Annotated in this window: 19 protein-coding genes; 1 reads left to right on the forward strand and 18 read right to left on the reverse strand. The window is 32.9% G+C overall.

Annotation, left to right across the window (positions count from 1 at the left end; all coding sequences use genetic code 11):
- Window positions 1–6 precede the first annotated feature (6 nt).
- The 7 genes from LG307_RS19000 to LG307_RS19030 form a co-directional block, all read right to left on the reverse strand.
- On the reverse strand, window positions 7–303 hold the full coding sequence (locus LG307_RS19000; RefSeq protein WP_404445255.1) for a lasso peptide biosynthesis PqqD family chaperone: 297 nt from the start codon (window positions 301–303) through the stop codon (window positions 7–9).
- Entirely contained in the window at window positions 296–1,237 is a 942-nt protein-coding gene (locus LG307_RS19005; RefSeq protein WP_404445256.1) for an aldolase, read from the reverse strand. Before LG307_RS19005 ends, LG307_RS19000 begins: the two co-directional genes overlap by 8 nt.
- A 71-nt stretch (window positions 1,238–1,308) precedes the next feature.
- Window positions 1,309–1,467 carry a paeninodin family lasso peptide gene (locus tag LG307_RS19010; protein WP_404445258.1) on the reverse strand — a complete coding sequence of 53 codons (159 nt, stop codon included), beginning with the start codon at window positions 1,465–1,467 and terminating at the stop codon, window positions 1,309–1,311.
- A 20-nt stretch (window positions 1,468–1,487) separates the two neighbouring features.
- The gene (locus tag LG307_RS19015; protein WP_404445261.1) at window positions 1,488–3,440 is read right to left on the reverse strand and encodes an asparagine synthase-related protein; all 1,953 of its coding nucleotides are present in this window, start codon (window positions 3,438–3,440) and stop codon (window positions 1,488–1,490) included.
- Window positions 3,441–3,475: 35 nt separating this feature from the next.
- Window positions 3,476–3,628 (reverse strand): PqqD family peptide modification chaperone, encoded by a 153-nt coding sequence (locus LG307_RS19020; RefSeq protein WP_404445264.1) that lies wholly within the window; start codon window positions 3,626–3,628, stop codon window positions 3,476–3,478.
- A 283-nt stretch (window positions 3,629–3,911) separates the two neighbouring features.
- Complete coding sequence (locus LG307_RS19025) at window positions 3,912–4,034, reverse strand: paeninodin family lasso peptide (RefSeq protein ID WP_404445266.1); 123 nt, start codon at window positions 4,032–4,034, stop codon at window positions 3,912–3,914.
- Window positions 4,035–4,047: 13 nt separating this feature from the next.
- The gene (locus tag LG307_RS19030; protein WP_404445269.1) at window positions 4,048–5,979 is read right to left on the reverse strand and encodes an asparagine synthase-related protein; all 1,932 of its coding nucleotides are present in this window, start codon (window positions 5,977–5,979) and stop codon (window positions 4,048–4,050) included.
- 159 nt (window positions 5,980–6,138) lie between these two features.
- Here LG307_RS19030 and LG307_RS19035 point away from each other — a divergent pair, with 159 nt between their 5' ends.
- Window positions 6,139–8,829: a right-handed parallel beta-helix repeat-containing protein gene (locus LG307_RS19035; RefSeq protein WP_404445271.1), complete on the forward strand. Its 2,691-nt coding sequence runs from the start codon at window positions 6,139–6,141 to the stop codon at window positions 8,827–8,829.
- A gap of 56 nt (window positions 8,830–8,885) precedes the next feature.
- Here LG307_RS19035 and LG307_RS19040 read toward each other — a convergent pair whose 3' ends face one another.
- The 11 genes from LG307_RS19040 to LG307_RS19090 form a co-directional block, all read right to left on the reverse strand.
- Complete coding sequence (locus LG307_RS19040) at window positions 8,886–10,427, reverse strand: lipopolysaccharide biosynthesis protein (RefSeq protein WP_404445273.1); 1,542 nt, start codon at window positions 10,425–10,427, stop codon at window positions 8,886–8,888.
- Window positions 10,428–10,436: 9 nt separating this feature from the next.
- Window positions 10,437–11,717: a peptidase gene (locus LG307_RS19045; RefSeq protein ID WP_404445276.1), complete on the reverse strand. Its 1,281-nt coding sequence runs from the start codon at window positions 11,715–11,717 to the stop codon at window positions 10,437–10,439.
- A 16-nt stretch (window positions 11,718–11,733) separates the two neighbouring features.
- Entirely contained in the window at window positions 11,734–12,699 is a 966-nt protein-coding gene (locus LG307_RS19050; protein ID WP_404445279.1) for a polysaccharide pyruvyl transferase family protein, read from the reverse strand.
- Between the two features lie 112 nt (window positions 12,700–12,811).
- Window positions 12,812–14,002: a glycosyltransferase gene (locus tag LG307_RS19055; RefSeq protein ID WP_404445281.1), complete on the reverse strand. Its 1,191-nt coding sequence runs from the start codon at window positions 14,000–14,002 to the stop codon at window positions 12,812–12,814.
- Window positions 14,003–14,011: 9 nt separating this feature from the next.
- The gene (locus LG307_RS19060; protein WP_404445284.1) at window positions 14,012–14,749 is read right to left on the reverse strand and encodes a glycosyltransferase family 32 protein; all 738 of its coding nucleotides are present in this window, start codon (window positions 14,747–14,749) and stop codon (window positions 14,012–14,014) included.
- A gap of 6 nt (window positions 14,750–14,755) precedes the next feature.
- Window positions 14,756–15,922 carry a DegT/DnrJ/EryC1/StrS family aminotransferase gene (locus LG307_RS19065; RefSeq protein ID WP_404445286.1) on the reverse strand — a complete coding sequence of 389 codons (1,167 nt, stop codon included), beginning with the start codon at window positions 15,920–15,922 and terminating at the stop codon, window positions 14,756–14,758.
- Window positions 15,923–15,944: 22 nt separating this feature from the next.
- Window positions 15,945–16,637, reverse strand: coding sequence for an HAD family hydrolase (locus tag LG307_RS19070; protein ID WP_404445289.1), 693 nt, complete (start codon window positions 16,635–16,637; stop codon window positions 15,945–15,947).
- A 3-nt stretch (window positions 16,638–16,640) separates the two neighbouring features.
- Window positions 16,641–17,591, reverse strand: a complete 951-nt coding sequence (locus LG307_RS19075; RefSeq protein WP_404445292.1) for an ATP-grasp domain-containing protein — start codon at window positions 17,589–17,591, stop codon at window positions 16,641–16,643.
- Complete coding sequence (locus LG307_RS19080) at window positions 17,584–18,183, reverse strand: sugar transferase (protein ID WP_404445295.1); 600 nt, start codon at window positions 18,181–18,183, stop codon at window positions 17,584–17,586. The genes LG307_RS19075 and LG307_RS19080 overlap by 8 nt, the downstream gene beginning before the upstream one ends.
- 159 nt (window positions 18,184–18,342) lie before the next feature.
- Entirely contained in the window at window positions 18,343–19,416 is a 1,074-nt protein-coding gene (locus tag LG307_RS19085; RefSeq protein WP_404445297.1) for an EpsG family protein, read from the reverse strand.
- A 30-nt stretch (window positions 19,417–19,446) separates the two neighbouring features.
- Window positions 19,447–20,331 carry a glycosyltransferase family 2 protein gene (locus tag LG307_RS19090; RefSeq protein ID WP_404445299.1) on the reverse strand — a complete coding sequence of 295 codons (885 nt, stop codon included), beginning with the start codon at window positions 20,329–20,331 and terminating at the stop codon, window positions 19,447–19,449.
- Window positions 20,332–20,334 lie beyond the last annotated feature (3 nt).

A 20,334-nucleotide genomic window follows, 5' to 3' on the forward strand; every position in this document is an offset into this window, starting at 1 on the left:
ACAAGATTACTTTGATACTACAGAAATTAATCCTTCTCCATAAAGCATATCCATAAATGACATCACTTGATCTTCACACAATTCCCGATCAACATCATACTGTTTCATTAATTCCTGGACTATGCTTTCAGGTGTGCTTTGGTTCTCTATTAAATCCCAAATGACACCACCTATTTCACCAAGGTTATAATACTTTCCGTTCGTAATACTAAACATCACCTTTTCTCCATCCATATCACTAACAATGTTTCCTTCTACTTGAGAAATCACTTGGTTTTGTGAAAGAGCTACGATACTACCCATTTACCACTTCATCCTTTCTTTCAATAGAATTTATTATAAAATCTGTTATTTGATTAGCTGTAAATTCTGAACTGGATCGCTGTATCCTATAGAACGTAATTTTATTTGCCATTTTAGCTGTTGTTTGAAAATGCCATTCCATAAGGCCGGCCCGGGAAAGAAAGAAATTTCGATACGTGTGCAAAAACAAAGTGTGGAGTCTGTTTAATCCTTGGATAGGAGTAAATGTTGTCGCTTCCTCCTCTGTTTTTACTAATTCAAATACTCCTGCTAATGGAAGTGTGGAAGTCGTAAACTGAGCAGAGACCGGTATAGCAAACTTTGTCTCTCTATCTATGATAGGACGGAGATTGTTTGACTCAATACCAAATTGGTTCAGACTCTCCTGCCATAATTTCTGCTGAGGATATGCAGGGGTAACGACTGGTATATCATCCTTTGTAAAAGTAACTGGAATGACATCATCACTTATTAGTTGGTAACCCCTTTGCAGCAAGGCAGAAGCAGTTGTAGATTTACCAGCACCAGAGTCCCCAACAATGGCATATGCTTTTCCATTGATTGCAACAGCACTTCCATGGAGAGGAAGAATCCGCCTTTGCATTAGAATTGCTCCCATACATGTACCAAGCAGGTAAAGTCTAATATGATCCTCTTCCGCTCCTTCCAATGCACTAACAATAATTTCATTGCCGTTTTTCACTTGGAAAATCGCAGTATTAGGAATCTCGAACATGCACAAATTCTCTTCAATATGGAAGTAACGGTTAGGTTCAGAGACCTCTTCCCACTCTTCTTTTAATCTACCTTTTTGGATAGTGATGTCTGGAAAGCTGGGGGATATGGCGAGAGGCTCTAATTCGGGTAGAGGATATTCAGTTGTGATGGTGAAGCCGAATGCTTTGTATAGTAGTTGATTAATAGTTTTTCTCATAAGTCCTCCGTGATTTAGGTATAACCCTTTAACAAAGGGTTATACCATTAGTATTTTTAAAATGATTTCAATTAGCTGTTGTTTAAACAACTTGCATTAGACCTACCATCATGAGTTTCAGTTTTCCCATCCGAAACATCAAAACAGTCTGCATTTGCATTTCCAGGCCCATTCATTGTCATGCTAATATCCAACACTTCAACCATAGGTTTTTTCCACTCTCTTTTCATTACTCTCACCTCCTTTCAATTTATCCTTGTTTTTGTAAAAAACGATACAAAATTAGACTTCTAGTTAGAATTTTAAAATCGTTTTCGACAACCATTTCTTGTCTTGGTTCATTGCCTAAGTTTGAAATTGCATTTTTGATTATTTTAGTGTCGATTAATTCAGATAGCATGGAGTCATTGCTCATCTTCTTCAACTCCTGCATGAAACTTCCCCAATCCTTTTTCATGCGGTGGATGACATCTGCTCCCTGAAGCCCTCGATGTTCTTGATTTAAACGTACTTTATTAGGCAACTTGTTCTTTGTAGCCCTTCTTAAAAACGAACGCTCAAGCCCGCCTAATACATATTGTTCTTTAGGGAGGGATAAACAAAAATTAATCACCCTAAGGTCATTGGTAGGATCGCGATCCCAAACACCATAACGTAATGAAAGCTTGGTATTTGCTACACCACTTTTATTCCAAGGGTACAACTGTCGATAGTAGTCGCTGCGATACTGATTCAAATCGCTTACAGATTCCCCTAACCCTTGCATGCCAAACTCTTGCAATTTTTCATACACCTTTATGCTTTTCGCTAGAGCAGGATTGATAAAGCTTGGGAAGGGATAACTAGGTTCCTCTTGCTTTGTTAGAAGAGCTCTCAACGCAGGAAATGCCCGCTTTGCCAAAAAGGGAACCATCACTGACTTACCAGTTCTGAAACTTGTGCAAAAACTAGTCAACTCGTGATTTAATTGAATCCATCTCCATTGCTTAAGCAGCGTACTATAATAGTCATAATTTAATCTCATAGATCCCCAAGAGATGGAATGATTCCCTCTTGCTCCATTCAACATCACTGATATTCCCTGTTTTGAAGCTGCTTCGCTAATACCTTTTAACCAAAATGTGTTCTCAAAGAACTTATACGGCATTTCCATAATGTCAAGGAACTCATCCACTTCAGATAAGGGGCTTGCCCCAGGGAAACTCATATAGTTATCTGAAATGTTTCCAACATAATTTACGGTTTCCTTTATAAATGGCCTTTCATCCGGCACATAATAATCAGATGTCCAGTCCTCGAAATCTGCTTCAGGAATATAACTAAAAGTATGTAACTTCTTGTTATTTTTTTTCAATTGATCAGCAGCAAAACTAACTACTGTTCCGGAATCTAATCCCCCACTTAAATGTGATCCTACCTTTCCGTTAGTTCTCAATCTATCTTTTACAGCTCGGCCGAACACTTCATGAAAGGCTTCTATGTATTCTTCATTTGACGATAGCTTAAGCTCTTGATCAACGTTGATTGTGCAATATCTCTTCAATTTCACTTCACCATTCGTTACCGTGATACTATGGGAAGGAGGAACTTGGTGGATAGAATGATAAACGGTGCTTGTCATATCTGCTGCTTCCACTAACGTTGGGATAGCAATAAATTCCGCTAACCAAGAATGGTTTAACCGCTTCTTATAGTTTGGTAGTGCAAGCAATGGCTTTATTAGAGTCGAAAAAGAAAAAATTTCTTTATCTTGATAATAGTAAAGGGTTCTTGAACCAGAAAAATCCCTAGCCCCGTAAAGCTTTTGTTGTTTCTCGTCCCAGATTATGAATACAAAATCCCCTATTAGGAACTTGGCAAGATCTTCTCCCCATTTAGAGTAAGCAAGAATGATTAATTGACTATCAGGCATCCTCTTTCTCAAAGAATATTCCACTTGCAATACCTCAAATAGTTCTTCTCTGTTATCGATAATTGCATCTGCTGTTACTACAATTTTCCGTTCATGGTCATAAAACGGCAATTTCTCCCCAATAGACTCAGATGTAATCCATTGTGCGTGACATCCAAAAAATATAGTCTGATTATGCCAAACCTGTATGCTATTAGATGGATACTTCTCAAACTCTGTCATTAACCTAATACCATAATTAATATTCAAAAATTCATTATTTAAATTATAGATGCCTGTTATGACACTCATAGTTTTCCCCCGTCAGAAGATTAGCACCACATTTGCTAATTTTGATTCCTTATGAAGCATTCCAATGAACTCATCACCTGGAATTCACATGTCTTTTCATCCACCTCATACTCTTCTTGCAATTGACTAACTATGCCATTAACGCTGTTAGGTTCCTGAAGTAGATCCCAGATCGCTCCTCCAACCAAGTAGTTTTAAAGTCATGGGCATGGAGATCTCTCCTGTGAAAATATTATACATCAATCTATAGTTCTTTATAAAGAACTATCAGAGCAAAAAAACTAATATTTTAATTCCTCTATTAAGAACGATTCTGCACTTTAAACTTAGCATCATAATAATCCTTTGTCAATTATTTTTACTGTAGGACCAATATGAATTTCTTTTTAAAGAACATTAGTAAAGGCTGACATAAAGTCATTAGAATGACTTTATGATCAGCCTCATTTGTTGTTAAGTATGTTTGTTTGATTAACTGTAGTGTACACTTTCATCTGGGTCAGTTTGAGTTTCATCTGGAGTTCTAATTCCTGGGCCTGCAAAAGTATTTACTACATCAAGTATTTCTAATTCTGGCTTTTTCCAATTTTTCATTTTATCACCTCCCTCAAATATTCCTTTTCAAGAATCTATAGGTAATTACACTTCTCATTAGTAAGGCAAAATCCAAATCATACACATTTTCAGGTCGAGGATTATTTTTTAAACTTGCAATAGTTTTTATAATTAATTCTGTGTCTAAGTATTCTTTTATAATGGGATCTTTTATTAACGTTTCTAACTCGCTTGTGAAATCTTTCCATGCTGGAATCATTCTAAATAAACTGTCACTACCCTGTATTCCTCTAACACGTTGATTCAATCTTACTTTGTCGGGTAGTACACCCTTTGTTGCTCTGCGAATCAATGCTCTATCAAACCCATTTTGTACGAATTGACTCTCTGGAATTGATAAGCAGAATCTTATAACCCTGAGATCATTAGTTGGATCTCTATTCCACAGTTTATATCTTAATGATAATTTTGTATTGACTGTACCATTTGAATTCCAAAAGGCTACTTGTTCAAAACATTTTTTCCTAGCTTCATATGCATTAGGTGTTTTGTATTCTTTGTGTTCAATATCGTTAAGTGCTAGTTTATGAAAAACGCCTGTTTTATTAGCGAAATTCTGATTAATTAAACTAGGTATCTCGTATGAAAGATTATTTTCACTAAACATAGTAGGGTATGCTTTGCTTAAAATCTTAGAAAAGATTCTAGACCTTTTCACTCCAATATTTTTACTATAGGCATTTAGTTCTTTATAAAATAAAAGGAACTTTCTATTCTTTAATAACAGACTCTGATAATCCAGATAAGGGCCCCAAGATACACTCCAATTGCCTCTAGCTCCATTTAGAAGTGTCCCAACATCATCTTGAGAAGCCTTTTCATAAACACCTCGAATCCAATATGAGTTATGAAAAAACTTGTAAGGCATTTCATATGTTTCTAGCCATGTATCAATCTCTGTAAAAGGGCTTCTATTTTCAAATGCCAAATAATTATCTTCTATGTTGCCCACATATTGAACCGTTGATTGTATATATGGGCTCTCATCTGCAATTCGATGTTTTGGTGTCCATTGTTTAAAATCACTCGGGGGAATGTAACTATAGGTATGCAACTTTTTCCCTTGTTTACCTAGCTCTTTAGCTGCATAACCAACAACTGAACCCGAATCCAGGCCACCACTTAATTGAGCTCCAACATGACGATTTGTTCTTGTTCTTGAATTTACTGCATTTTGGAAGATTTCTATAAATGCTTCTTCGTAATCTTCATTCGTTTTGTATACAATTTGTTTGTCAATTTCGAGCTTAGCAAACCTCGATAGCTTCATTTCGCCATGTTTCACCAACATTGTATGTGAAGGTGGAAGTTGTTCTATACCTTGATAAATAGAGATATCAGCATTTACCGTTTCGTACATTCCAGGAATAGCTAAATATTCAGCTAGCCAAGCTTCATTTAATTTTTTTGTTATATAGGGTAATGTCAAAAGTGGTTTTAAAGTGGTGCAGAATGCAAAAAATTCTCCATTCAAAAAGTAATAAAGAGTACGAGTACCGGAGAAATCCCTTGCTCCAAAAATTTGATTCTTTCTTTCATCCCAAATGATAAAAGCAAAATCTCCAACCAAATATTTAGGACAATCTTCACCCCATTGCTGGTAAGCCTCTAATATTAATTCGTTATCAGTAATATTGATTCTTTTATATTGAGGAATCTTCAATCTTTCATATAGTTCTATTCGGTTATCAATAATCGCATCTGCTGTTATCACTAACTTCATTTCTTTTTGATATAAAGGGTTCTGTTCTCCCACAGACTCCGGTGTTATCCACTGGGCGTGACAGCCTAAAAACACATTCTCTTTATGCCAGATTTGAACGTCATCCACAGGAAAATGGCTTAGTCCCTCCATTAAATTCACACAGTGCCCAACTGGGATATCCTTTGATTTAATGCTGTGTATTCCTGCAATAGCGCTCATATTTTCCTCCAAATATCTTCATGTTCTTAATATAGAACATATCATTCTTAAAAAAGAATGTCAACGGAAAAAATCTGTAACTTTTTTTTCTTTATTGTACAAACCATACACCTCTCAGAAGAATACTATATATTAATAATTATATTTGGAGGTTTAAAAATGGCTTCTAGAATACAAATAAAAAGTTGTTTAAAGAGTGATTTACCCAAACTATCTGTAGGAGAATTTGCGATTTGTACAGACACAAGAGAGGTATTTATTGGTACTGAGAATGAAAACTTACAAATCGCTGATAAACAAGATATTGGAATATTAGAAGAACTACAAACAACAAATAAATTTAGTTTGGTTAACGCAGTAAACGAAGTCTTAAATATTTTTAATAATTATAAAGATGAAATAATATCCCCCAGTAGTATTAATGGTAATGTGATTGTTAATGGTAAGGAATTGACTGTCTTCGATGATTCTAGCATTAATAATCTTCTATCTTTAAAGTCTCCCACGGACCATACACATGCCATTCAAGATATTGAGGATTTTGCTATAAACAATCCAAAAGATGGCGAAGTACTCGTTTATGATTCCATTAATATGAAATTTATTACACGCCAATTATCAGGACACGAATCCGAATTAAAGTCACTTGGTGATCTTACTGATGTAAATTTAACTGATTACTTAGCTGATAATGGAGATTTTTTATTTTTTATGGATGGTCAATGGGTACCTACTTCAACATCATCATATATAATTAACTTGGAATTTTGGGGAATAAACAATAATGGTATAGAACCACTTACAACTACCATTGGAATAAATAATGCTTTACAATGGGCAAGCGCAAAAGGTTATACCAAGTGCAAGTTACCCAAAGGAGTTTATTTAATCAATAAGGATACTGCAATAAATATGGTTAGTAATATGACTTTGGATTTGTACGGTTGCATATTAAAAAAGGAGAGTAACGGGAATCAAAAGTACTATATTATAAATATCGAGAATTCAGAAAACATAACTATTTTAGGCGGTGTGATACAGGGAGAGAGATTTGAACATGATTATACGACTACTCCGGGAACTCATGAATGGGGTACAGGAATTAATATAAATAATAGTAAACACATTAATATAAAAAATGTTGAAATTCTAGAAACCACTGGATATGGAATATTTATAGGAGCACTATATAAACAAATTTACACCTTGAATAAATCCGCCCTGGAACAAGGGACCTTTAACAATAATGGAAGTTTACTCAATGAAAATGATTGGGTACGGTCAAGTACCTTCTTTGATTTATCAAACCAGAATATACAAAATCAAGGATACTTCATGATCTGTGGGAATGGTTATGGTACTTATGGGGTAGGCAATGATATTTCTAAAGAAACAATTAACATCTATTTTTATGATAATGAAAATAATTTTATTAGTTCAATTAAGACACGTACCTTTGAAGAAGTGTTTTTGAAAACTATTCCCCCTAACTCCAAAAAATTTAAGTTATCTTACAGGAGAAAATTGTCAGAAATTCAAAATTGCTTAATTGAAATTAGAACAGATATACCCTCTAAATGGATTACCATTACAAATTGTTTTATTCACAGTTGTCGGGCTTTAGGAATAGTAGGTGGTGGGGGACAAAATATTACTATAGAAAATTGCGAAATTTCTAATATAGGAGGTACAGCACCTGCTTGTGGTATTGACATTGAAGACGGGTATAGTATAAATCAGAATATTACAATTAGAAATAATTACTTTCATGATAACTTGGTAGCAGATATTATTGTGATCAGTGCTAGAAACGTATTAATTGAAATGAATAAGTTTAACAATAGTGTTGATTTCGGCGGACCAAGAGGGGAGAATTACGTTTCTCAATATAATCGTTATAATCTATCTTCAGGAATTGGGAAAACTTTAGCGGGAGATAATGGAACCTATTGTGTATTTAGATACGATCACTTTACTGAAGCTCAATTATTTTTATCGGGAAATGCTCTGTATGAAAATTGCATTTTCGATAATATAAATTTCATTTTACAATCCGACTTATATTTAACAACAAAATTTTCGAATTGTAAATTTAACTTCAATAAACCTGATGTAGGTTGGTCTTGGATACTAAGAAGAGGCAGCTTAATATTTCGTTATTGTGAATTTAATGTTAAATGTAAATGGTATTACTTTAGAAGTGAAGCACATTTAGGGGATTGGGAAAGAAATAACCTAGTTTTTGAACATAATATTTTCAATACTTCTACAAGTTTAGGAGAAATGGTCTTCGAAACTGGACAATTAACAATGGTAAATAACATATTAAAGGGAAGTACAGATCAATCCACTTATTATAGCTTCAGAGCTAAATCAAACAAAGTATTCTTCACTGGAAACAATGTTAAAGATGTATACTTTGTTATTGAAGGAAAAGGAATAGACTCACAAGCTATAATTAGTGATAACAAAGTGAATATTGATAATATATCCCCAGTATTAGGTTTCGATCGCTCAGAATTTCTTTATTTATATTGGTTTGATAAGATAAATATAAACAATAATATATTTGATATTCTTCAAGCAAATATAACAATTAGATGTTTAACCATATATGCTGAAAAACGACTAAATTTAACTGGAAATTTATTTAGCTGTAATAACGGAAACAAAGCAAAAATAGATTTAATAGGTGCTCTAAGAAACAGTAATAACCAAAGTACAATTCACCCCTTAAAAAGCGTTATCAAAAATAATATTTTTGATAATGTTTCCTTGAACCAAGACCCAACTTATACGAACCAACTTAATTACCAAGTACTTGACTTAAATGTAGATTTTAACTCTTAGATTATAAATTAAAAACGTGAAGTTGCTAAAACTTCACGTTTTTATTTATTTGATTTTCAGGATATTCCTCTAGAAGGTTGCAGTGATTGTTTTTTAAATACATAAGTCTTAATAATATTTCTCAAATAAACTACTTCTTCACTTTTCCTAAAGAACCCATAGAAGATTATATTCGGTATTATTAAACTAACTAATAAATTTAACATCAAATTTATTAACGGATTAGCAAATGCAGTAATTTCAATTATTCTTAATAAAGCAGAAATACCAATGATTATACATAGGAACTTAAAGAAAGTAAAAAAGTAAAGTGTAAGTGGTTTATCAAAAATGTGTTTATAAATCAAATATGGATCATACCAGAAATAAACACAAAGTCTACTTATTACAGTACCCAATAGCACACCAACAATCCCCAATGACTCTACTAGCAAAAGAGTAAGAAAAATATTTATACAGGCGGCTACAATCGGCCTATATTTTCCAATTTTAAAGAGGCCGGTTGTTTCTCTATACATTGTGCAAGTTCCTTGTATTCCAGCTGTAAAAAAGTTTATTACTATTACTAAAACTATATAATTATTAAATAGGTATTCCTTCCCTAACCAAATAGATAAAAAAGGGTTCAATTGTAATATTAAGTTTATTGCGCAAAATCCAAATATCCAGAGATGAGTAAAATTAATTACTTTAAAAATAAAATATTTACTTTCAGCAGACTCATTGCTAACTAAATTTCCTACGCTGGCTGTCAATGAATAAAAAATATAACTTAGTAGTGTACTAAGAGCACCTAAAATCAATAAGTAATTGGAATAAATCCCTACAGCTACTATTCCTAAATAAACCGAAATAACAATATTATCTACACCATTTATAATGACTCCACTAACTTTATATAAGCTCTGAGCATATAACCCTTTGAAAAATTCTTTTTTTTCACTCATGTTTAACGTAGCTGAATTATTTTTAATATAGGGATATAGGTTTTCTGCAACTTTAGATATATGTATATTCTCAGTAATTCTACTGATTATTTGAATAATCAACACAAAAATATACAACTTTAAAAAAAATAAGATTAGAATCTGAAATAAATTAGAAAATATAAAAAACTTTGTATGAATCTTTGATATTATATGCCCTTTTTGATCAGCAATTAATATAGAGTGTTTATAAACTGAAAAATAAGTAATTGTAGTGTTCAATAAAAAGAGCAAGTAAATGGTATTTAAATTTGTTACACTATGCTCACCACTAATTAATAATCCTATAAAAGGGAATATACATAAACCTATACCTAAGACAATAAACCCAATAATTCTATAAGCTTTTTTGTACAAATTTATCAATGCTTGGACTTTATAAGTATTCCCCCTAGATAATGGATTATATAAACTATATAACATAGCTGTATCAAAACCAAGATTAGCTAAGGAGAGTAATAGTAATATGCTCGTAAAAAGTCCTTCCACACCAACATATTCAATTCCTAGGGTAAAAATAATTACTGTTCTCACAATGAAGCCCATTAATAGGCTTACAATTTGAGATATGAGCCCATAAGTAATATTTAATAATGAATTTTTTACTCTCATACTAAAATATCATCTGCTTCTTTGATAGTATAAAGAATCTCTATATAAATTTTTGATCTTTCGTCTAACTATAGGAAAGAAATACCTAATTCTATATACCATTAATTCCTTAAATCTTTCTTTTCTAAAATTATAATTATTCATCCATAAACAAACTTCTTTGAAGCATATCTTTTGATAGTTATCTCTAAATCTACTTCTTATTTCTAACCAGTATATTTGTATAAAATTATTAGTGAAAAACTTAATTTCTTTTCTTAAAGCATTAGATAAAAAATCCGACATTTCCACCGAACCTTCTGGAAGATTAAATCCAAAATTTCTTGGATCATGCCCTTCTGCTATAATACCCATTATTGTTCTTAAACACTTTTCACATTTACAGCAATTTTGCTCCTGTTTAAAGCAAACTCTTAATTGAATATTTTCTAAATCACTAGAGTTATTTAAAACCATATTTAGTTTTTTTTGTCTAGTCAATTCATACCCATCGTGTATAACTTTTCCTGATGCAAATTTTATTTTGTTATCTACTGTTGGGTCCGATGCACATGTAACTTTAAAGGCTGGAGTATTAGAGCTAGCGATAAATAATGTTTGTATCCTCATTTCGAATACAATTGGAATAGCAGCAGATATAATTGCAAGCCCATGGTGAAGCCCGTGCCACCATGTGTCACCCAGCTTCTTTGAATAATCTTTATCTACTAAATTGCTTCTTATTATTGTTCCATAATTAGATTCAACAAAAATATTAGTCAAATTATTAGAAGTTCCAAATAAGAGAGCATTTTTCTTATCTGCCTCCCACGTCTCATTTTTTTGTATTCTTTGCTCATGCCATGCATATTCAGTTATTAGTATAGGATTAGAGTTTTTATTTCTAATATATGTAGTAAGTGCATCTAGCCCCCCACTAAATAGAGCTGCAGATTGAGTATTAATTTCGTATTCGTTGTTAACCAATTTTTTTACAATTATGCTCCCTTTAAAATTCATGCTGGGGAACATAGCTTGATATCCTTTTTTTACTTCATCTAAAGATTTGTAGAACACTTCATCTAATTCTTCTAAGTAAATCACAGAGTCTGTTATCCATATAAGTGGAGCAATATTTGCTATAAATGGTATAGCTAGAATGCTAAATGGTACTTTCGAAATATTTTTGTTATATTCCAAGAACAATACGTTTTCCTGATTAAAATACTTACTAATTTCTCCATTGATATTATATATATAATCAACCCTATTATTATTTGCTATAATCTTTTTTAAAAATACTTCACTCATAACTTATCTCCTTCTGTTAATTAAATTGATTAAGCCATTTATTCACAATTTCAAAATTCACATTTACATTTGTTTTTATCTTAGAGTTAATTAAACCTTCTAAACCTTGTATATTTTTTCGTTCAATGATGTTTAAGTTATAACTTTCTTCCATTCCCCTAGCACGTTCATCAATTGAAATTATTATTGACCTTATCTTTTTTCTCATAGCATAAATTCCTCCATGTAAGCGAGTACCTACATAATCAATGTCTGAACTTAAGCACTTTTCGAAATTCTCTAAATCAGGAGGAACAATTTTAATTCCTTCTATATTTTGCAATTCATTTAAGTAAGATAAATCTTTGGCGTCTTGAATCCAGAAATAAATATCTTTATAATTATTTTTTAAAGTGTCAATTAGTATTTGATCTCTGTAATAATCTTTAGAATGATGAGTTAAAGTAAAAATAACTTTATCTGATTTTGTTTGTTTAATTTCTTTACAATGATTTGGCGTTAGTGACCATAAAGTGGGGCAACCAGTATTGTATGCTCGGAAACCCATGCCTTCTAAAATTTTCTTTGTTCTTTCATCTCTTACACTGTGTATATAGTCTTTTGAAAGTACTTTTTTATAAAGCATTTTAGTATATATACCTACTTTATCTCCTTTTCCAGCGCCAACTCCTAATAAAATGCTATCCTTAAGTGGAGAATAGTTAAATAAATTGATGTTCCATTGTGGAAAATGAGTGAGCATATCCATTGTAAGTAAATTAGTACCACCTACAAACTTATACTTAGCATTAGAATATATCTTAACCCTATTTGACCCCCTTAACACTTGAAACCATTGAAATGGTGATACATGGGTTGGTAAAGTTAAGACAAACGAATCCATGGTTAAATCCTTGAGTTGGTGTTTTACACATTTCATAATTATATCGTCACCTTTATTTAATGATCCTACTGATGTATCAAGTAACAGTATATTCTCCATATTTATCCCTCATTCACGTTGAAATAGTTTATTTAATCTTCGTTATCCTTTTAGTTATTAAATCTTTATTTGAAATATCGGTAATAATTTACATGTCCTTTTGCTATACACCTTAGACCAATTGATAAAGTTTATCTAGTTGTGAATGATTTTCATAGTCTATTGATTGGCAATATTGAGACAGTCGGTTTCTTAGCTGTGGATTGTGGTACAGCAATTCTATTGAGTCGGCTAATCCTTCTGGCGATAACTCGCAGATAATACCATCTAGACCATCCTGTACTTGACTACGTGCTGTTGGGTAATTAGTTATTAAAACCGGTTTCCCTAGTATTTGGGCTTCTCCGACCGTGACAGCCTTCCCTTCATATCTTGATGGTTGCACATATAGATCGGCTTCTTTAATAAAAGGATATGGGTTGATTTTCTTTCCCAAGAGAATAAAGTGTTCTTCCAAGCCATGAGATTTTATTAGATTCCTAAGACTAGCTTCATCTCCTCCGTACCCTACAACATACCAAGCAATATTCTGATAGCCTTTTGCTTTTAGTATTTTTAAAGCATTTATAGCATTATCAATTCCTTTTGCATGAGATAGCCTTGCTACCGTGTTTATCTTAAAGCGCGTATCACTTTTCAAAGGATTATCCACTTTTTCTTTTGATAATTCGCTTACTAGTGCAGGAGCAGTAATATTTTCTAGAACAATTACCTTCTTTTCCAGCGATGGATACTTTACAAGAAATGCCTTTTTACATTCTGTAGAAACGGCTATAATGTTATGAAATTTGTTCCACATTTGCAAATCCAATTGGATATTAGTATCTACTGTTGAATAATCTGTATGAATCCATGCTACCCTTTTTTTTGCTTTTACCTTCTCCGCCACAAAGTTATGTGGCCACAAATAACTAATTGCTAAATCATACTCTCTTTCAACTTCTGGTAAATATTCCAATGCGTATTTCCACATTAATTGCATTTGGTAATAGCCTGGTTCTGAAAAACGCATTATTCTCCCAATTAGTTCACCTTGTAGCTTTGCTATAATTCTTGATATTGCGATTGTATAATTTCTTTCTTTAAGTAATGTGCCAATTGATTTTCGAAACGAGGCATATTGTGGTATCTCATTTAATAAATTCACTTTCTCAGTAAGCATTGGCAGTAAATCCCCTTGGTGTTTATAAAGCATTAAATCAACATTGAATTTATTAAAATCAAACTGTTCTAACATACTTAACAAACTTTTTTCCACCCCTCCTATTTCTAAGTCATAGGAAGCAATTAGTATATTCTTCATTAAAATCACCTACTTCTTAACTATGGCCTTTCTTATTTTCGCTAAATTTTTCCCACCTATAATAAAAGCAGATGTCGCTTTTATTTTCCCTTTGAGCTTGACATTCCATGGCAGCCAACTTTTATGAAAATGGTGCATAGCATAAGTGTCAGTTGTTGCAAAATTCATACAATTAATATAGTCATATGGAGAAAAAAATACTTGCGGATACACAGTACCTATATATTGGATAGTTTGAAATTTACCGTTTCTAACCAACCCGAAATTCTCCAACATCTCTGTAACCAGCGCTACATTCGTCAAATCATTCAGGCTACCATCTTTATTAATAAAAGACCGATCCTTATAAAGATTTAGAAATTCTTTTATCAGTTTATTTTTGGGGCTAGCTCCTATCGTACTTGTAGCAATATAATTTTCTTGTTCAAATCCCCAAAAAGATTCATTGTCTAGTAAGTTATCAAAAGGTTGAAACACTTCAACATCTGTATCAAGATAAATGCCACCGTATTCAAAAAGAGTCTTTACCCGTACAAAATCACTTACAAAGGCAAATTTACCTGCATTATAAGCTTCAAGAGCATATTTATTTTTATGAATATCGCTATTTGTTTCAGTCCACTCCATAAACTGATAATCTTTAAGATGACATTTCCAACTCTCCATACATTTATTCACTATTGGTGGTTTCTCTTTTCCACCAAACCAACAGTAGTGTACGATTTTAGGAATCTTTTGTTGTGTCACTAACTCTCAGCCTCCCTTGACCAGCACTTCATTTGTGAGGAGTTTAATACAGCTAATAATACGATTTTGATCTTCTGGTGTTAGGTTAGATCCTGATGGTAAGCATACCCCTCTGTCAAAGAGTGCAGCTGCAACATCTGTTTCACTATGTAGGAAATACTTGCAATCATGAAACAAAGGTTGCAAATGCAGTGGTTTCCATACTGGTCTGGCTTCAATATTTTCCTTAGCTAGTGCTTTAATTATTTCATTGGCATTAATACCTGCCTTATGTTCATTTATTAAAACTGCAGTCAACCATCTATTAGACATAGTTTCCGCTAATTCAGGCATAAATTCCACTCCACTAACTACATTTAAATCGTTATAATATCTATTAAATATTTCCCTTCTGGCTTGGACTCTGTCTTCTAGAACCTCTAATTGTCCCCTTCCAATCCCTGCAAGTATATTACTCAAACGGTAGTTAAACCCTTTCTGACTATGTTGGTAGTGAACAGCTTGATCTCTTGCCTGAGTTGCTAAGAATCGAGCTTTTTCTGCGAGGTTTTTGTCATTGGTAACTAGCATCCCCCCGCCTGAGGTGGTTATAATTTTGTTCCCGTTGAAAGAAAAGATTCCGATAACACCGAATGTTCCACTTGGTTTTCCTTTGTAGTAGGATCCTAATGACTCCGCTGCATCTTCAACTACAGGTACTTCATACATATCACACAATGATACAATTTCATCCATCTTCGCACTTTGACCGTAAAGATTAACCACAATAACGGCTTTAGGTAATTTCCCATTAACAAAAGCATCCTGTAAAGCCCGTTGTAAAGCCTTTGGCGACATATTCCAAGTATCTGGCTCAGAGTCAATAAAAACTGGCTCAGCTCCTTGATAAAGAATCGGATTTGCACTCGCTACGAATGTTAAGGTGGAACAGAATACAGTATCTCCTTTTCCCACACCTAACAAAGAAAGAGCCAAATGAATCGCTGCAGTTCCCGAACTAACTGCTACAGCATCATTGACTCCTACATAACTTGCTAATTCTTTTTCGAAAGCATCGACGTTTGGCCCAAGTGGGGCAATCCAATTGGTCTGGAAGGCTTCTTGTACGTACTTCATCTCATTCCCACTCATGTGAGGGGGGGACAGGAATATCCTGTTTTTATACACTTCCATAATTCAATCTCTCCTTATAGAATTATTCATTGAAAAGATCTTTTAACTCTTCAATTTCTGTTATCTCTCTCAAATCATTTATTTTGTGATGAGCTTTATAGTGTTCTTCAACTATTTGATCTTTATAAATACTATCATTTCTTAGTATTTGTACAGTTCTCCAGCCAAGTTGCTTAGCAGTTATAAAATCTTTATTTATGTTATCTCCAATATACGTACAATCTGTAGGCTCACAACTGAACTCTTTACAAATCATGTCATAAGAAAGCCTATGTGGTTTCCAAAATTCTTTTCCGTATTCGTCAGTAAAGATAATTTTGTGGAAATAATCATTTAACCTTAAGGATCTAGCTTTATTTTTTTGAGTGACTAAATACCCATCAGTAATGACCCCTAATTTTACCCAAGGTTTTATTTTCTTCTGCAGTTCTAAGAATTCTTCTAATATGTTTATATTAGGTGGATGATTTCTATAAACATTCACCAATTCATAGATTTGCGAGGAAGTGTAGTCTATTCCCATGCAGTCCAAAGCTTTATTAAAAACAAGTTGCTTATCACCGTTTAAAAATATATTTGTGGCAGTTTTATAAAAGCCTTGTTGATTCCAATTTGTCTTTAGCCAATCATCTACTGTTTTAAAACCACTAAAAACAAATTCGATTTCGTTAAAAAGTGTATCATCCATATCAAAAATTAAAGCCTTATAATGCATACATCAATTACCAATAAAAATTGCATTGTCATATCGAAGCATTGTAACATTTTCTTTCCAAGTACTATCATATTCAATAGGATCTCCTTTAAGGAGTTGAATAGTCCACAATGCAAAATTTGCACCAGCACCGATAGATAATGGTACACCACCACCGAATCGTGGATTTATTTCTATAAACACTATGCTCCCGTCATCTTTTTTGAAACATTGTAATGTAATACAACCAGATGCCCCTGGAAGTTTTTCAATAACCTCTTTTGTTGCATTAATTATTTCAATATCTTTAACTGTCTGACCTTTACTAACCTCACCAGCTCTTGTTTCAATCCGCAATCTCGGCACAATAGCAATGATGTTTCCACTGAAATCTAACATTACATCAACTGTATATTCATCACCTTGAACATATTCTTGAATCATGGCATTAGAAATGTATTCCCTAAAAAAGGATAATTCCCTTTCGTTGTTAACAATTGTAACACCTTTACTCGAACTACCATCAAAAGGTTTAACTATTATTGGATAATTTATGTCATTAATTTCATAGTTATTATAAACTTTAGGAGTTAATATGTTATTTTTTTTGAAAAAGTTATATGTTTTAACTTTATTATCAGCAATTTCATTTAATTCTTTACTTGATACTAATACTTTAACCCCTATCTCTTCAAAAAAGTGTAACGATTTTGATAATATAGCTAACTCTGGATCAATGAGCGGGACTAACAATGTTATATTTTCTTCTTTACATATGTTTAAGAGCTCATATATATAATTTTCGCTATTAACACTAGGAATAGTATAATGCTTATAACTAATTCTCGCTGTTGGAACAAGGTTATTCCTATCGGCTGTAATTATTTTTCCCACGTCATCTCTAAGTTCTTTAAAACTATTTATTAATGACACCCTTCTTCCCGAACTTGTAAATAAAATATTTATCTTATCCATTATGTTTTTCTCCTTTGAATAATGGCATTGTCATTGTTTGATTATTATTAATACCTTTTGGAAATGCCGTTTTAATAATAGTAATTACTAATATTTTTATATCTAATAAAAATGATTGATTGTCTACATACCAAGTATCTAGTTGGAATTTTTCTTCCCATGATATAGAATTCCTCCCATTAACTTGTGCAAAACCAGTAATCCCAGGCTTTACATGGTGCCTTCTTTTTTGTTCCTCATTATACAAAGGTAGATATTCAGGTAATAAAGGTCTTGGTCCTACAAGACTTAAATCCCCTTTAATTACATTAAATAGTTGTGGAAGTTCATCTAAACTAAACTTTCTAAGTAGCTTTCCTAATAAAGAGATCCTTTCAACATCGGGTAATAATTCACCATTAACACCTTTTTTATCAGACATTGTTCGGAATTTGTAAATTGTAAAAGGTTTTTCATTTAATCCAATTCTGCTCTGTCTAAATAAAATTGGTGACCCCACATCAAGTTTCACAAAAATCGATGTTCCAATAAACAATGGAGCTAAGACTACGACTAAAGTTATTGAAGCAATTAAATCAAAATATCTTTTCATATTTACCTCCTTAAGAATACCTAATCCCTATTGCTATTCATTCTTGTGTAGAAACTCAAGTTTTATCTTTCAGTTCCTGCCCTATTTCATAAAAATAAAGTAGAATGTTTTGTAGTTTCTCCTATATACATTTATCTGTTGTAGACATAGTATAACTCCTTATAAATAATTACTTTTATACAAAATACCCAATGAGATGACATGTTCATAATAAAAGTAAACTAAGTAAAAAATAATAATCCCATAATAGAGGAGCTTCTGATCTCTTTCTTTCACCAACTTTACTATCCACGCAATTAAGATTAAATTGTATAATCCAAAATAGATGGTAAACCTTGCAAAAATCCAATTCTGGGAAGCGATGATCATGAAGATCAGATTCAAAATACATAGATTTACAATGTAATCACTTTTGGGGAAGATATCTCTAAGCTTCTCTCTTCCTAAATACGCGACAAATAAAGGGGCAGCATACACGACTACTCTTAGAATACTGGCGCCACCTTCCGAAAACTCGCTGTAATGCCCATATTGGGTATCTTCCAAAGCACTAAACAGGATGCTTGAAAACTGGTTGTACCCAATCACAACAATCATGGCGAGGACTAACAAAGCAAATGTAGATCTAGTCCATGCTTTTCTTCTAACCAAAAAATAGATAGGGATCAGTATAAGTGCACTTTGATGGAAGGTGGAGGCAACTAAGACCACTACAATGAATTTTTTCCAGCTTCCATCCATAACGTATTTTGTTGCGGCAAAAATAATAGCTGCCGCAAGGAATTGTCTTATTCCATTCATAGATACTAAAAACAAGCCGCTTGTGATGTAAACAAACAGGCTTAACTCTATCATTCTTGAATACTTGTAAAGGACTAGGACGATTAACATATTTGTTATCATTGCTGTGAATAAAATTAATATTTGCGGATCTTCAGACAACCTTTTTAACATCATTTGTAGTAAGCCAAAGCCTATATCTTTCTGACTCCATACAAATTTCCATGTAAATTCATGTAATTGATATGCATGCAGATAAAAAAATGTGTCTCCAATATTTGTTCGCAATCCAGATACTAATATCAATGTAATCATAGCCAACATTGTAAGATATCTGCTTGGTTTAATCTCAACGGGCGAATAAGTGTTTGTTTCCATAGCAGGGGTGGAAAAGTACCTAGCAATCCAACCCAAAGAAAAAACAGTAACAAGGTTTAAATAAAGTACAGTCATCTTCTCTTTATTCCTTTCATGAACAGCACACTAAGCAACCTTTGTTTTTGTAATGATGTATAAGTAGAGCAAATATCCAAATGGAAGAACCAATGTTGTAATTCCCTTGTTAGGAGCTTCTGAAATGAACCCTCGATTATTCATGATTAAACTGCTGGATACATAATGTACAGCTTGCCTAACTTTAAACACAAAACTTACGAATGGGAGATTCATAAGTTCTTTTCGATAAAAAGCAAATCCTTTAGGATTCTTTCGGTATTGCTTTAGCATATTGACAGAAGATCCATCTGAAAGATATTCGACAACACATAAAGCCTCATTCATGATCAAGAGTTCGTAGTCTTGGTCAAGTTTATAATATTTGTAAGCCAGCCCTACATATTTTTCTCCGGTAAAAATGGGATATGGATATCTTTTAGTTAATTCAGTCCTATATACGAGTTTTTTATCACCTTTTACCCCGTGTTTGTAATACAAATTAAAAAGAGTAGATGTTTTGTGTTCTTCAGGTAATGGGGTACCGATAATTTGACCATTTGTAAAAAGATCCAAGCCAACAATTCCGCTGACCTTCTCGCTACCTTGTTTTTTCCAGAAACTCGATATTTTCTCCACAGCATCCATTGGCATATAATCATCTGAATCTATACAAACATTTAGTTCGGTTGTGATATGCTCATAGGCAGTGTTATGGGCACCGTGCATCCCCTGATTTTCCTGCCAGATATACTCTATTTCAATTTTATTTTCTCTTCTCCAAGTTTCCACTAATTCTTTTGTTCCATCAGTTGAGCCATCGTCGATAATTAACCACGTGAAATTTTTGCTGGTCTGATTCGCTAGACTCTCATAACATCTTCCAAGACAATAGCCTCTATTAAATGTTGGTGTAAATACTGTTAATAACTTCATTAC

The sequence above is a fragment of the Sutcliffiella horikoshii genome (genome assembly GCF_044809035.1).
Lineage (GTDB): Bacteria > Bacillota > Bacilli > Bacillales > Bacillaceae_I > Sutcliffiella_A > Sutcliffiella_A horikoshii_G.